Below are 15,699 nucleotides of genomic sequence, written 5' to 3' on the forward strand. Positions count from 1 at the left end.
ATATTATTATATAATTACAACTTATTTGCAGCCTAATTGTAGGATTTTTGTTTGAAAACCCTATTTTTAGCATAATATAAAAAGAATTTATGAAAAAATTAAACTATTTTTTGTTGATAGTGATCATGTTTGTCACTTTCAATTCTTACTCAGGTCAGAGTTACGTGGTTCCGGCCTGTTCTGATTTAGGGTCAACAACTTATGGCCCTATGAATAGCAATACCACGGCAAACAGCAAAAACCGCACTGCTTTTATACTTCCCGCGTCTCAGTTGGTTAGTATTGCAGGTGGGACCATAACATCAACCTATTTTAAGAGAAGTTCGGCTACGGGAACACTTAAACCCGGTTCAACCTTCAAAATTTATCTAAAAAATTATCCTTCAGTAGATTTCGGTACTACCTCAGTAGACTGGGCTGCTGAAACTGCATCGGCCACCTTGGTGTATGATTCGGATCCACAGACAGCAGTTGGAAGTACTGAAGGATATAAGCAGTTTGTACATTCGGCAAATTTTAATTATACCAACGGCAGTAATCTTGCTGTTTTTGTTGAATATACCCAGACCGCGGGACAAACAAGTACCATCTCCTGGAATTATGAGTATACTGCGCCGTGTTCAGATACTTCTAATAATAATACAACTAAGTATAATAATACAACAGGGGCATTAAATAATGCATTGAGCTCTAGCAATTACAGAAGACCGTTGGTTGCTTTCAATGTAACTATGCCGCCGCCAACAACTCTTCCAACGTGCGCAACCGTAACATTTCCTGCAAACGGCGCAATGAATGCAGTGAATCCTATCTCTATTACCTGGTTAGCTGCTGTTGGCGCACAGTCCTACAAGGTTAACCTTGGCACTACACCTAATGGAACCGATATTCTCAACAATTTAAATATAGGTAATACAACTTCTTACACCCTAGCTAATTTAACGCCTGGTACCTATTATTATAAAATCATTCCTACCAACATAATTGGTGATGCAGCAGGCTGTACAGAAATGACGTTTACCGTACCTCAGACTCCGGCAAATGATGAATGTACAACTGCTATTTCATTGACTCCACAGCTTGGACTTACCTGTTCGGGAAGCACTGGTGGAAATACACTTGCTGCTACTGCATCAACTGCTACTTTATCGCCATGTACAGGAAATGCTGATGATGATGTTTGGTACAGCTTTGTAGCAACTAAGACTTCACACCAGATTGAACTGAGTAATATTGTATCTGAAGGAACGTCTACTGCTACAGTTCTTTATACACAGGTATTTTCGGGAACTTGCGGAGCTTTAGTTAGTGAAGTTTGTGATACAACTGATGCTTCACCTACTGTTGTATCTACAGTCCCGGGGCAAACTTATTATGTAAGAATCTATACTTCACAACTGGGTGGTGATTATGCAGCCTCTTTTAAAATCTGCATCCTTACCCCTCCATCAGTACAGAATGATGAATGCTCTACTGCTATCCCACTTACTTCAAGTGCAGGGATTGCATGCGGTGGAGTTACATCGGGTTCAACTTTATATGCAACACCGTCAGGAGATACCTTGTCACCATGTACAGGAACCGCAGATGATGATGTATGGTATTCTTTTGTTGCTACCAGTACATCGCATCTGGTAACGCTTTCTAATATTGTTTCTGTAGGAACTTCAACGTCTACTACTTTATACACTCAGGTTTTAACAGGTTCTTGTGGGGCGCTTTCGAGTGTAGCCTGCGATACAACAGATGCATCCGCTACCTTGCTGGATAATCTTACCGTTGGGCAAACCTATTATGTGAGGGTGTACACTTCGGCTTCAGGAAGTAACTATGCAACTTCGTTTGATATTTGCATTAGTTCAGCAGTTCCTCCCGCAAACGATAATTGTATTGGTGCTGAAGTTCTGCCGGTGAGTTCAAACTTAACTTGTACATCTACCGCAGGAACCACAATGTTTGCTACAGATTCCGGTATTGGAATAGCCCCTTGTACAGGAACCGCAGATGATGATGTGTGGTATTCTTTTACAGCGACCGGGCCCACTCATATCGTAACAATATCAAATGTAGTATCCGTAGGAACAACAACATCAACAACATTATATCTTCAGGCATTCAGTGGTACTTGTGGAAGCCTTTCCAGCATCCTTTGTGATACATCCGATGCTACAGGAGCGACACTATACAATCTTACACCAGGCCAAACCTATTATGTAAGAATTTATACCTCTCAAAATGGTTCAGCCTACGCATCTTCATTTGATATTTGCGTAACAACTCCTCCTGCAGGGCCTGCGAATGATAATTGTGTAAATGCAGTTTCTCTGACTGTAAATCCGGATATGACTTGCACCGCTTCAGTTGCCGGCACTACACAATGGGCTACCGACTCCAATATTGGAGTAGCACCTTGTTCTGGAATTGCGGATGATGACGTTTGGTATTCGTTTGTGGCAACTAGCACTACCCATAATGTTGCATTATCTAATATTGTTTCTGTAGGAACAACGAATTCAGCTGTACTTTACCTCCAGGCCTTCAGTGGAAACTGCGGCGCTCTTAACAGCATCGTTTGTGATACAACTGATGCATCCGCTGCAACACTTTCGAACTTGGTACCGGGTCAAACTTATTATGTAAGGATTTACAACAGTAATGCAGGTGCGGCATATGCCACTTCTTTCGATATTTGCGTTACAACGCCACCTGCAGGTCCATCAAATGATGAATGTGCAAACGCTATCGTTTTGACACCGAGTGTAAATGACACCTGTAATTCAATATCAGGTACCACGCAGTGGGCTACAGATTCAGGAATTGCTGTTGCACCGTGCTCCGGAACTGCTGACGATGATGTTTGGTATTCATTTACCGCTACTGCTGCCACACATACCATTAATGTTAGTAATGTGGTTTCAGTGGGATCAACCTCTTCAACCACACTCTATATGCAAGTGTTCAGTGGAAGCTGTGGTTCATTATCCACAATAATCTGTGATACGAGTGCTGTATCACCTTCTACACTTGGTGGTTTAACGGTTGGGCAGACCTATTATGTCCGATTATTCAATTCTAATCAGGGCAATGTATATGCAGATACTTTTGATATCTGTATTACTTCCCCAACTGTTTCTGGAGCGCCTGCGAATGATAACTGTTCCAGTGCAATTGCTCTTACTCCAGGTGGAACTTTCGACCAGAATGATATTACCGGAAGCAATGCTGGAGCTACAACAGACGGACCCGTTCCTTCTTGTCTCACTACTTCAGTATTTAATGTTTGGTATACAGTTGTAGTTCCTGCAAGTGGAAATATTACAATTGAAACCCAGACCACAACCGGTACATCGCTTACAGATACGTCCGTAGGAGTATATTCTGGATCTTGTGGTTCCTTAACACAGGTAGGTTGTGATGATGATTCGGGTACCGGAAATTTTTCACTTTTGAGTTTAACAGGACAGACCCCCGGGTCAACACTCTATGTTAGTGTTTACGGATACGGTTCTGCGACTGTAACAAACGGAGAATTTCAGATTTCCGCTTATGACGGCTCGCTTGGTACTTCTGAAAATGAACCAACAAGCAATACTGTGAAAATTTATCCTAATCCATTCCATGATATCCTGTATGTTTCAGATGTTAAAGATGTTACGTCTGCAATCATCACTGATATTTCAGGAAGAACGGTTAGAACGATTTCAAAGCCAACTGCTGAACTTCAGTTAGGTGATTTAACGGCCGGAATGTATTTATTAACCCTTAAATACAAAGACGGATCTGTAAAAACAATGAAAGCGATTAAAAAATAATAATTATAATCATGAATATGAAGGCGCCCCGTTAGGGTCGCCTTTTTTTTGCATCCACATAAAGATTCACAAACAATCATGTGTTTATCGTTGTATTACATAATTGTAACGCCAAATGTCATATTTATTCACATTATTATCAAAAATAATTTGCGTTTTAGAAAAAAAGTGTAATTTTATTTATTAATAAAAAATATTATGTTATGAAAAAACTCTTTATTTTTTGGATTGCACTTTTGTCTTTTTGTGGTCTTAGGGCCCAGAATGATTGTGCAACCGCAATTCCGATTACCAGTATACCGTTTTCAAGTGGCGCACAGACAACTTGCGGTACAGGTAATGATTTTGCAGCTGGCACCTTCGATACCAACTATGGAGGAGGTGAAGATTATGTTTATTCCATCAACATTACCAACGCACCGATCAACTTGAAGTTAGATTTAGGTGGGGCTGCCATCTGGAAGATTGCTTCCGTACACTCTGCATGTCCACCTCTCACTGCCAATCTTGTGGGTGTGATTAAAACCAGTTCGGGAAATACCGCATCCGGTGTTGTTAATTTTCCTGCAAATGGTATCTACTATATTGTGATTGATACTTGGCCAACCCCAAATTGTGGAGCATTTACACTGGACATTACTGACGCTCCACCAACACCACAGTGTGCCGCATTAACTGCCCCTGCTAATGGTTCTACTGTAGCGACACTAACTCCAACTTTATCATGGAACGCCCCTATCACCGGGCCTGCACCTACCGCATACAAGGTGTATGTAGGCACGACGAATCCGCCGACAACATTAACTACAACGATCACGGCTCCAACTACAACTTATACCGCGAGCTTAACTGAATACAATACTCCTTACTACTGGTATGTGGTTCCTACAAATGGAGGAAGTGATGCCGTAGGGTGTACATCTGCAATACAGTCTTTCACCAGTCCTGCGGCTCCTGCACCACCAGCAAATGATGAGTGTAGTAATGCGGTACTTCTTACTGCAAATAGCAATCCGACTTGTGTAACTCCGGTTTCAGGGACTACACTGGGTGCAACACAGTCAATGGTAGCTGGAACCTGCTCAGGTACACCCAATGATGATGTTTGGTATTCATTTGTAGCAACCAGTACCACGCATATCGTGACCCTTTCTAATATTGTTTCGGTTGGTAATCCATCCTCAACCGATATGTATTTTCAGGTGATGAGTAATGCGTGTGGTGGGGCAGTTACCTCATTGCTTTGTTCGGATCCCAATAGCGGAACCGTGAGTGGTTTAACAGTCGGTGCAACTTACTATATCAGGGTCTATACATACAGCGCTACTGTTACCGCTGCCGCAAGTTTTAATATTTGTGTAACCGCACCACCGCCGCCACCCGCCAACGATGATTGTGCAAACGCAGTCGTACTAATACCAAGTGCCAATTCAAGTTGTATTTCATCTGTTGCAGGCAGTACCTGGTCCGCTACAAGTTCAGGTAATACCTTAACTCCTTGCACGGGTACGGCAGATGATGATGTGTGGTATTCTTTCGTTGCAACCTCAACAACGCACAACGTTATGCTTTCTAATATTGTATCAGTTGGTGCAACATCATCAACATCATTGTATCTTCAGGTTTTAAGTGGATCCTGCGCTGGTTTAACTAGTGTAATGTGTGATACAACAGGAACTACTCCTACAGCGCTAACAGGTCTTACAGTCGGAAACACTTATTATGTTCGGGTTTATAATTCCAATGCAGGAACAGCATATGCAAATACGTTTAACATCTGTATTGTCACCCCTGTAGCTCCGATTAATGATAATTGTGCAACTGCAATTCCATTGGTAGCCAGTACAACCACAACATGTGCTGCTCCCACGGCAGGAACCACTTTAGCAGCGACCAGCTCGGGGGTAGCAGTAGCACCTTGTACAGGTACTACAGATGATGATGTTTGGTATTCTTTTGTGGCAACAAATCCCTCACATATCATAACATTATCCAATATTATATCTGTAGGAACTGGAACAAATTCAACATCACTTTATCTTCAGGCGTTCAGTGGAGTTTGTGGAACTTTAGCCAGTATTCTGTGTGATACGAGTGCGGCGAGTGCTGCAGTACTGACAGGACTTACCATAGGCAATACTTATTACTTAAGAGTTTATAACTCAAATGGGACAGGGTATGCTAACTCGTTTGATATTTGTGTAACCTCTCCACCTCCTCCACCCGTTAATAATGGATGTGCAGGAGCTTTAGCTATTACTCCTGGTGCAACATTTTCGCAAAATGCAATTACAGCTTCTAATCTTGGGGCTACAACCGATGGTACCCCCCAATCATGTGTTACGGATTCTGATAATAATGTGTGGTTTACCGTACAGGTACCGGCCTCGGGTAATATTACAATTGAAACCGCCGCTGTAGCAGGCTCACCTTTTATTGATTCTGTTTTGAATATTTACAGCGGTGCATGCGGCTCGCTAGTTGAAGTGCCAAATGGCTGTAATGATGATATAGTGGCCGGAGTCGAGAGATTTTCAAGAGTTGCACTAACTGGCCTGACTCCGAATTCAACTCTTTATATCAGTGTTTTAAAATGGATAGGAACAGGCAGCGAAGACGGTCAGTTCAAAATTTCAGCATACGACAGTTCTTTATCAACCTCTGAAGTTGCGTCAGGAAAGAATGTAACCGTTTATCCAAACCCGTTCAATGAAGTCCTGTATATTTCAGATGTTAAAAATGTGGCTTCTGTTATCATTACCGACGTTTCTGGAAGAACGGTTAAAACAATTACAAAACCAACTGCTGAACTTCAGTTAGGTGATTTAACAGCCGGAATGTATTTGGTAACGCTGAAATACAAAGACGGATCTGTAAAAACAATGAAAGCGATTAAGAAATAATTACTAAACTTTTAATTTTTTAAGGCAGCCCGAAACGGCTGTCTTTTTATTTAAAGTAATTTTTCAATTCAACCGTCTACATTGGCAGGGAAAGTTGTACACATTAAAAAACGGGAAAACTTTTTTAGTTTTTTAGTTTTCTTTTGTATCTTTGCCCTTTAATTATGGAAAATAAAAACTTATTTCTCGAAAAGGTTTCTGATCTGTTCATACAGAACGGGGCGAAAACAGTGACGATGGATGATATAGCAAAGGAATTCTCAATGTCCAAGAAAACCCTTTACCAGCAATATACAAATAAGGAAGAGGTGCTGAAAGCAGTACTTTCCTATAAACTTTCAGACATCGTTTTTCATATGAAAGAAGTGGAAAAGCTCACTGCCAATCCGATTGAAAGAATGCTTCTGCGCGAAAAAAATCTTCAGACCATTACGCAGGCCAATAAAACGGTGTTTTTACGGCAGCTTCACAAATACTATCCCATCATTTTTAACGACCATGTTCTGGAAGTATACAGCAAAATTTCCGTAATCATTTTACACAATATTCAGATCGGTAGGGAAGAAGGTTATTACCGTAACAATTTCAATGAAGCGATCTATGTAAAATTCATGATGCAGCTTTTTCTTTCAATGGAAGGTTCTTCGCTATTTGAAGAAGAGGCTAAAAATCCGGCTCATCTCTGCCAGAACGCCACCGAGTTTTTCCTTTACTCAATCTTAACACCCAAAGGAACCGAAATCTTAACTCAACTAAAAACTAAATATGAAGAATTGGCTTAAACTTTTTGCCTTCTCGGCACTCTCTGTAAATGTTTACGCACAGCAGAGTTTCTCCATTGATGATTCCTGGCAATATGCGCTGGAACATAACATCAGTGTGCAGAAAGCAAAAATCGACCGTACCATTGCCTCACAAAAAGTGAAAGAAACCACGGGAATCGGTTTACCGCAGCTCAGCGCACAGGGGACTTATAATTATTTCCTCAACATTCCGGTCCAGCTCTTGCCTGCAGAAATCACGGGTGGCACCCCGGGAACTTATGTACCGGTAAAATTCGGGCAGAAACAAAGTGTAAGCGGTGGACTCACACTGAGTCAGCTGCTGTTCAACGGTTCTTATCTGGTGGGTTTGCAATCCGCAAAAGCATACAAGGAAACTGCTGCACTAGCCGAGGAAAAAACCCAAATCTCTGTCAAAGAAGGGATTTTAATGTCTTATGCAGCGGTTTTGGTGATGGACGAAAACATCAAAACCCTTGAAGATAACAGAAAAGTCGCTGAAAAATCACTGAATGATACTCGTGAAACCTATAAAGTAGGATTGGTAGAATATCAGAATGTTGAACAGCTTGAATTCAGTTATAAAAGCCTTCTCGCGAATCAGCAGAACCTTAAACGGTCGCGTGAAAAACTGCTGATGGCTTTAAAATATTTAATGGGTTATCCTTTGGAAAGTGAAATTACTTTGACTTCAACCCTCGATGAGATCGTAACCAAAAATGAGGGTTTGGTCGATTTGAATATGAATCAGGATGTTAAAAACCATATTGATTACCGGCTGAAGGAAAATGCCTTGAAATTGTCAGAACTCAAGCTCAAACTTCAGAAATCCAGATCGCTGCCCACTTTGGCGGCAGGCCTTTCTTCCAGTTACAACGGAAACGGCGATCAGTTCAAGTTTTTCAACAGCACTCAGGACTGGTTCAATACCTCTGTGATTGCAGTTCAGCTGGATATTCCTATTTTCAGCGGATTCCAGAGACACTGGCAGACTGAGCAGGCGAAACTCGATGTCTCCAAAGCCCGGCTCGACATCGTTGAAACTGAAAGAGATTTGCAGAACACCGTTTACGCAGCATCTGTAGATTATGACAATGCCTATAATTCCTACAAAAATGCGCAGGAGCTCATTGCATTATCCTCCAGCATCTACAACAAACAGCGGATAAAATTTAACGAAGGTATCGGTACAAGTTACGAACTGCAGCAAAGCGAAACCCAGCTCTACGATTCACAGTCACGTTACTATGAAGCCGCAATCGGACTTATTCAGGCAAAAACCAAGCTCGACGAAGCTGTGGGCAAACTTTAATCAAAAACTAATAATATAAATATTTCACGATGAAAAAATTCTTAATACCACTGATCATATTGGCCGGCTTGACTGCCTGCAAAAAAGAGACTGAATCCACAGACGTAAAACTCGAAACTTTAATTAAAAATAAAGATGTAAAAGGGCTTCAGGCCTATAAAGAGCGCCAAAAATATAAAGTTGACAGCCTTAATCAGGTAATGGCAGGAATTGACGCCAATCTTAATAAAATGGGCGTTTCGGCAGCAGCCAGCGGTGTGGTTTCAGTATTGAAAATGGCACCTACCAATTTTGTGCACAATGTGGAGATTCAGGGAAATGTAACGACGGATCAGGATGTAAAAGTTCAGCCGCAGTTTTCCGGAACCCTGAGTTTATTTGTAAAAAAAGGTCAGAATGTTAAAAGAGGACAAATCATTGGAAGGGTCTCAGACGGTGGTTTGAATGATCAGTACAAACAGGCACAGATTTCAGTAACCACCATGCAGGCACAGCTTCAGCAGGTGAGATCGTCCGCAGAACTGGCTAAAATTTCCTATCAGAAACAGAGTTCGCTTTGGGCAAAGAAAATCGGTTCCGAAATGCAGTATCTTCAGGCAAAAGCCAATTATGACGGTGCCATGAAACAGGTGGCTGCGGCTCAAAGTCAGGTTGCCGCGACTCAGAAAGCAGCAGATGCGGTGCGTACTAATCTGGCCAGAACAGCTATTACTGCCCCTTTCAGTGGCGTGATTGATGAAGTGATTACCCAAAACGGACAGGTGGTTTCACCGGGAACTGAAATCGTAAAATTGATTTCTCTCGGAACCATGCGTGTTGAAGCCGATGTTCCGGAAACCTATTTGGCAAAAGTTAGACCGGGAACTTCGGTGAAGATTTTCATTCCTACGCTTAACCAGACCATCAGTTCAAGCATCAGACTTGTTGGAAATTACATCAATCCTGAAAACAGAACCTTCAAAATCGAAATTCCGGTGTCGAGCAAAGGAGGTCTCATTAAGCCCAACCTGATGGCGCAGGTAAAAATTGAGGATTATGTGAACCCGAATGCGATGCAGATTCCTGCTCAGTATATTTACGAAGATGCAGCACACCGTACCTACGTTTTTATAGCGCAAAACATTAAAGGTGAAAATGCCGTTGCCAGAAAAGTGTTTGTCGGTCAGGGAGAGAAGTCTGAGAATGCTGTAGAAATTACCACTGGCCTGAAAGCCGGAGATGTTGTGATTACCGACGGTTCCAAAAACCTCGTGGAAGGTCAGAAAGTAAAAATCGCTCTATAACTCCTGCAATTTCTAAATTAAAAACAAAAATTATGAGTCAAAATAAACACCACCAAAAGGAATCTTTTTTCTCCAGTTGGGCGGTAGATAACCGTACCACGGTGTATGTACTCACCTTCATCATCGTGATCATGGGAATTTATTCCTTCTTTTCGATGCCGCGGGAGAGTTTCCCGGAGGTGGTTCAGAACAACATCTATATCTCTTCGGTATACCCGGGAAATTCGGCGGAAGACGTTGAAAAACTCATCACCAAAGAGCTCGAAGATAAATTCAAGAATGTTTCAGGCGTCAACAAGGTCAGTTCAAACTCTTTTCAGGATTACTGTCTGATCATTGTTGAATTCGATGAGAAAATTCCGCTGGCTGAAGCAAAACAGAGAATCAAGGATAAAGTGGATGAAGCCAAAGGCGATCAGGACTGGCCTTCGATGGATTCCGGTTCAAAAGTTGAACCGAGTGTTTTCGACCTGAACATTTCTGAAGAATTCCCCATTTTAAATATCAATCTTAAAGGAAATTACAACAAATTTACCCTGAAACAGTACGCTGAAGACATTAAGGATGATCTTGAAGATATTTCAGAGGTAAAGGAGGCCACCATTTTGGGGGTTGACGATAATGAAGTGGAAGTTGCGGTAGACCTTTATAAAATGAATGCAGCCGGAGTGAGTTTCGACGACATCATTATGGCCATCCGCAACGAGAATGTCACCATTTCCGGCGGAAATCTCATTTCTGAAGGGAACCGCGAAAACGTAAGGATCAAAGGACAGATCTCAAAACCTTCGGATCTTGATAATTTTGTGATCAAGCCAGGGGTACGTATTCGGGACATTGCAACGGTCGCTTTTAAAGAAAAGGAGAAAACGACTTATGCAAGAGAATCCGGACAGGACGTAGTCATGATCGACCTGAAAAAAAGGGCGGGAACCAACATGATCTCTGCGATTGATCAGGCTAAAGTAAAACTCGAAAAAGCTAAGACTACCTATCTGCCTCAGGATTTGCAGATCACGCTTACTTCCGACCAGTCCTCCGATGTTGAACATCAGGTGAACGAACTGGCGAACCATATTTTGATTGGTATTCTACTCGTTATGGCGGTATTGAGTTTTTCAATGGGACTCAAGAATGCCCTTTTCGTTGGAACTGCGATTCCGCTCTCAATGCTTATTGCATTTGCGGTGCTTCATATGTTCGGCATCACGCTGAATACAATGGTACTTTTTGCCATGGTAATGGGACTCGGAATGCTGGTGGATGACGGTATTGTGGTCGTGGATAACGTTTATGCCAATATGGAAAAAGGCTATAAAAGGCGCGAAGCTTCCAAATTCGGGATCGGCGAAATCTCTTTTCCCGTAATTACTTCCACTTTAACCACCGTTTTTGCATTTTTACCAATGCTGCTCTGGCCGGGAATTATGGGTGAATTCATGAAGTATTTCCCGATTACGATTTCGGTAACACTGATGGCCTCTCTTTTTGTGGCGATGATCATCAATGCTTCGATGACGGGCGGCGGAATGACACTGGACAACAAGAATATCACCCAGGGACAGGCTAAAAAATACACATTGATTTTTGGAATAATAGCTGTTGTTTTTGGTATTCTGAGATTGGCAACAGGGATCAAATATTTTCTCGCAGTTGTAATTCTGTCGCTATTGGCGATCCTTGCCATCTGGCTCTACAAAAACTTCTTCCACGATAAAATCGAACATTTCCAGTATACCTTCTTCCCGAATCTGGCGAAAAAGTACCAAAAATTTATTGAGAATTTGTTAAACGGAAAAAAACCGCGGAACGCATTTTTGGGAGTAGTAGGAGTGTTGTTGCTTTCCTTTGTTATTTTTGGTGCAATGATGGCCATTGGCCGTTCCAAAGTGCTATTTTTCCCGGAAAATATTCCTAAGCAAACCATTGTATACATGGAATATCCGCAGGGAACCGATATCGGCAAAACCAATCAGGCCACCAAACAGGTGGAAGCGAACATCCTGAATGTGTTGAACAAATACAAAGAAGGCAACGGGGTGAACTATCTCGTAGAATCGATGGTGACACAGGTGGGTAAAGGTGCGATCAATCCGCAGGTGGATGCAGGTTCTCAGGCCGATACGCCTTTCAAATCCAAGATTACGATTACTTACGTTGAATTCGGAAAAAGACGAGGTATCAACACTGCAGACGTGATGGAAGATATCCGTAAAGCGATTCCCGATATTCCGGGATTCAATTATACGGTCGAAAAAGATGCGAACGGTCCGCCGGTTGGTTATCCGGTTTCCATTGAACTGAAAGGGAATGATTATGACCAACTCTTGGTTGAAGCTCAGAAAATGATCACCTTCATCAACGGTCAGGGAATTCCGGGAATTGAAAAACTTCAATCCGACATTAACAAAGAGAGTCCGGAACTGCTGATCGACATCAACCGTGAAACTGCAGGAAATCTGGGCGTGAATACTGCACTTACCGGAATTACACTTCGTAGGGCTTTGTTCGGGCAGGACATTTCGACCTATAAAGATACCGAAGACGATTATGATATTTCGATAAGGCTTAAAGAAGATCAGCGGAGAAACACGAGTCTGCTTTTCAACCAACCCATTACGCTGAAAGGCCAGAACGGGCCGGTTCTGGTACCGATGTCCACTTTTGCAACCATGCAGGAAGCGAATACCTTCAACAAAATCAAAAGAAAGGACAATACCCGAACCATTATGGTGTATTCCGGAGTGCTGAAAGACTATAATTCCAATGAAATTGTACAGAAAATCCAGACTGTGCTTAAAAACTACAAAGCTGCAGACGGAGTAACCTACTCTTTCGGAGGGGAACAGGAAGAGCAGGGAAAAAATATGAATTTCCTTTTGTTCGCCTTATTCCTGGCAATGGCGATGGTAACATCAATTATTGTGTTCCAGTTCAACTCGCTTTCGAAAACGCTGATCATTATGACTACTATTTTGCTGAGTTTTTCAGGAGTTTTCCTCGGACTGAGTATTTTCGGGATGGATTTCGTGATCCTGATGACGATGATGGGAATTATTTCCCTGGCAGGAGTTGTGGTGAAGAACGGGATCGTCCTCATGGACTTCTTTGTTCTGAAACTCGATGAAAAAGTGGCAGAAAAAGGTGTCGAGACCCACGATGATCTGGAATTGGAAGAAGTAAAACAGATTATTGTAGAGTCAGGAAAAGAGCGTTTAAGACCTGTTCTTTTAACGGCAATCACCGCGATCTTAGGTTTGATTCCGCTCGCGATCGGGCTGAACTTTGATGTGGCATCCTTCCTTACCACGCTGAATCCGCATTTCTCTTTAGGAGGAGATAACGTAGCGTTCTGGGGACCGTTGGCATGGACGATCATTTTCGGTCTTTCGTTTGCGACTTTCCTTACGCTGATCATTGTACCGGTGATGTTCTACATCATTTCGAAAAGAAAAATCAGTGCACGCCGCAAATACATGCACCGACATGAAAACGATGCAGAAGAGCAGGCAAGGGAAGTTGAACGTTTAAAGAAAATGTATCCCGCAGAATTTGAAATGCATAAGAGAGACAAAGAATAATAATTAACAATTTAAATAAAAAAGCTGTTTCATTTTGAAACAGCTTTTTTATTTAAATGAATTTGTCGCCGCACTGTTTGCAGTAGCGCGCATCAGCATCGTTATCCTGGCTTCCGCAGCGGGAACAGTTTTTTTGAGCGACTGTTTTTTTACGGAATTCTGAAGTAACAATTCCTGTTGGTACAGCAATAATGCTGTAACCGCAAAGCATAACGATGACGGAGAGAAATTTTCCGAATGAGGTAACCGGAGAAATATCGCCGTAACCAACAGTTGTAATCGTAACCACCGCCCAGTAAATACTCTGCGGAATACTGTTGAAGCCGTTTTTGCCGTCTTCCACGACATACATCACCGCGCCGATAATTACAATGAAAATGCTTAAAAACAGCAGAAAAATATAGATTTTTCGGGAACTTTGCCGAAGTGCCGACATAATATACTGGCCGTCGTGCATATAATCTGCCAGATTGAAAATCCTGAAAATCCTCAGCATCCGTAACATTCTGATGATGATGAAAAAATGGGCTACCGGAAACAGGAGGCTGATATAGAAAGGAATAATCGCCAGAAGATCGATGATTCCGAAAAAACTGAAAATATATTCGTTCTTATCTTTTATGGTAAAAATTCTGAGTAAATATTCCACCGTAAAAAAAATGGTGATGATGAATTCCAGCAGATAAAAAAGATGGTGATTCTTCAGATCCAGTTGCGGAACGGTTTCGAGCATGAGCAGAACAGTGCTGAAGAGGATAAGTAAAAGCAACGAAATATCAAAAATTTTGCCCGCTTTGGTATCCGAAAAATAAATGACCCTGTAGATTTTCTTCAGCAGCAGATGGTCTTCGGGAATGAGGTCATATTCCGGTTTCATAACGTGTATTTTTTACAAATGTAATATCTTCGTTGAAATTACTCAATTTATATGAAAATTAAAGAATTTGTCTCTGAGTTTGAAAAGATCATCCCTGCAAAACAGGCGGAGGATTTTGATAATGTGGGTTTGCTCTGCGGAAACCCGGAAAGAGAAATTTCAGGAATTTTAATTGCACACGATGCGCTCGAAAATGTCATTGAAGAAGCCATTTCCGGCGGTTCAAATCTCATTCTCACTTTTCATCCCATTATTTTCTCAGGACTGAAATCCCTGACAGGAAAAAATTATGTTGAAAGAGCTGTCATGAAAGCGCTCGAAAATAAAATTGCGATTTACGCTGTGCATACTGCCTTCGACAATGATTTTTTCGGAGTCAATTTTGGGATCTGCGAAAAACTCGGTCTTAAAAATCAAAAGATCCTGATGCCCAAAACACAGAATCTTAAAAAACTGGAAGTGTATATACCGACAGATCATGCTGAACAATTGAAAAACGCACTTTTCGCAGCCGGAGCAGGAAACATCGGCTTTTATGATGAATGCAGCTTTTCGGTTGCAGGAACAGGAACTTTCAGACCGTTGGAGCATTCTAATCCGTATTCCGGCAGTCTGAATATCCGCGAAACGTCACAGGAAGAAGTGGTCTCGGTAATTTTTGAAAATTTTAAGCAGCATCAGATCATTTCGGCCATGAAAGCGGCACATCCTTATGAAGAAGTGGCGTATCAGATCATCAGTCTCGAAAACGAAAACCAGTATTCAGGACTGGGACGTTTTGGCGATCTCGAAACTGAACTTGAAGAAGAAGATTTTCTGCAGATCGTGAAAGAAAAATTCGATCTGAAAATCATCCGTCATTCGGCTTTCACTTCAAAAAAAATAAAAAGAGTAGGGGTTTTGGGCGGAAGCGGCTCCGGTGGCATAAAAGCGGCGATTTCCGCTGGTTGTGATGCTTATCTGACCGGTGACTTGAAATACCACGATTTTTTTCAGGCAGAAAATAAAATCCTGCTCTGCGATATCGGCCATTTTGAGTCAGAACAATTTGTAAGTCAACAATTATTTGAAATTTTGTCGGAAAAATTTCCTAAATTTGCAATCTCAAAATCTATTGGGAAAACCAATCCAGTAAATTATTTTTTATAA

At 41.7% G+C, this 15,699-nt stretch carries 8 protein-coding genes; 7 read left to right on the top strand and 1 reads right to left on the bottom strand.

Annotated elements, in window-relative coordinates:
* Window positions 1-89 precede the first annotated feature (89 nt).
* The 6 genes from FUA25_RS06840 (at window position 90) to FUA25_RS06865 (ending at window position 13,673) form a co-directional block, all read left to right on the top strand.
* Window positions 90-3,812, top strand: a complete 3,723-nt coding sequence (locus tag FUA25_RS06840; RefSeq protein ID WP_147756157.1) for a T9SS type A sorting domain-containing protein — start codon at window positions 90-92, stop codon at window positions 3,810-3,812.
* Between the two features lie 767 nt (window positions 3,813-4,579).
* Window positions 4,580-6,715, top strand: coding sequence for a T9SS type A sorting domain-containing protein (locus tag FUA25_RS06845; RefSeq protein ID WP_228411665.1), 2,136 nt, complete (start codon window positions 4,580-4,582; stop codon window positions 6,713-6,715).
* Between the two features lie 164 nt (window positions 6,716-6,879).
* Window positions 6,880-7,497 carry a TetR/AcrR family transcriptional regulator gene (locus tag FUA25_RS06850; RefSeq protein ID WP_147756159.1) on the top strand — a complete coding sequence of 206 codons (618 nt, stop codon included), beginning with the start codon at window positions 6,880-6,882 and terminating at the stop codon, window positions 7,495-7,497.
* Window positions 7,481-8,809: a TolC family protein gene (locus FUA25_RS06855; protein WP_147756160.1), complete on the top strand. Its 1,329-nt coding sequence runs from the start codon at window positions 7,481-7,483 to the stop codon at window positions 8,807-8,809. The genes FUA25_RS06850 and FUA25_RS06855 overlap by 17 nt, the downstream gene beginning before the upstream one ends.
* Before the next feature lie 29 nt (window positions 8,810-8,838).
* A complete protein-coding gene (locus FUA25_RS06860; RefSeq protein ID WP_147756161.1) occupies window positions 8,839-10,092 on the top strand; it encodes an efflux RND transporter periplasmic adaptor subunit in 1,254 nt (417 codons plus the stop codon).
* Between the two features lie 32 nt (window positions 10,093-10,124).
* Window positions 10,125-13,673, top strand: coding sequence for an efflux RND transporter permease subunit (locus FUA25_RS06865; RefSeq protein ID WP_147756162.1), 3,549 nt, complete (start codon window positions 10,125-10,127; stop codon window positions 13,671-13,673).
* 52 nt (window positions 13,674-13,725) lie between these two features.
* On the opposite strand, the gene FUA25_RS06870 is transcribed toward FUA25_RS06865, so the two are convergent.
* Window positions 13,726-14,550: an ion transporter gene (locus FUA25_RS06870; RefSeq protein WP_147756163.1), complete on the bottom strand. Its 825-nt coding sequence runs from the start codon at window positions 14,548-14,550 to the stop codon at window positions 13,726-13,728.
* 51 nt (window positions 14,551-14,601) lie between these two features.
* Here FUA25_RS06870 and FUA25_RS06875 point away from each other — a divergent pair, with 51 nt between their 5' ends.
* Complete coding sequence (locus FUA25_RS06875; RefSeq protein WP_147756164.1) at window positions 14,602-15,699, top strand: Nif3-like dinuclear metal center hexameric protein; 1,098 nt, start codon at window positions 14,602-14,604, stop codon at window positions 15,697-15,699.

Origin of the sequence: Chryseobacterium sp. (assembly GCF_008014695.1) — a bacterium.
In the GTDB taxonomy this organism is placed as follows: Bacteria; Bacteroidota; Bacteroidia; order Flavobacteriales; family Weeksellaceae; genus Kaistella.

Coding starts and splice junctions, on each gene's coding strand:
- FUA25_RS06870 (WP_147756163.1), bottom strand. CDS start 14,550: ATGAAACCGGAATATGACCTCATTCCCGAAGACCATCTGCTGCTGAAG.
- FUA25_RS06840 (WP_147756157.1), top strand. CDS start 90: ATGAAAAAATTAAACTATTTTTTGTTGATAGTGATCATGTTTGTCACT.
- FUA25_RS06855 (WP_147756160.1), top strand. CDS start 7,481: ATGAAGAATTGGCTTAAACTTTTTGCCTTCTCGGCACTCTCTGTAAAT.
- FUA25_RS06850 (WP_147756159.1), top strand. CDS start 6,880: ATGGAAAATAAAAACTTATTTCTCGAAAAGGTTTCTGATCTGTTCATA.
- FUA25_RS06865 (WP_147756162.1), top strand. CDS start 10,125: ATGAGTCAAAATAAACACCACCAAAAGGAATCTTTTTTCTCCAGTTGG.
- FUA25_RS06875 (WP_147756164.1), top strand. CDS start 14,602: ATGAAAATTAAAGAATTTGTCTCTGAGTTTGAAAAGATCATCCCTGCA.
- FUA25_RS06860 (WP_147756161.1), top strand. CDS start 8,839: ATGAAAAAATTCTTAATACCACTGATCATATTGGCCGGCTTGACTGCC.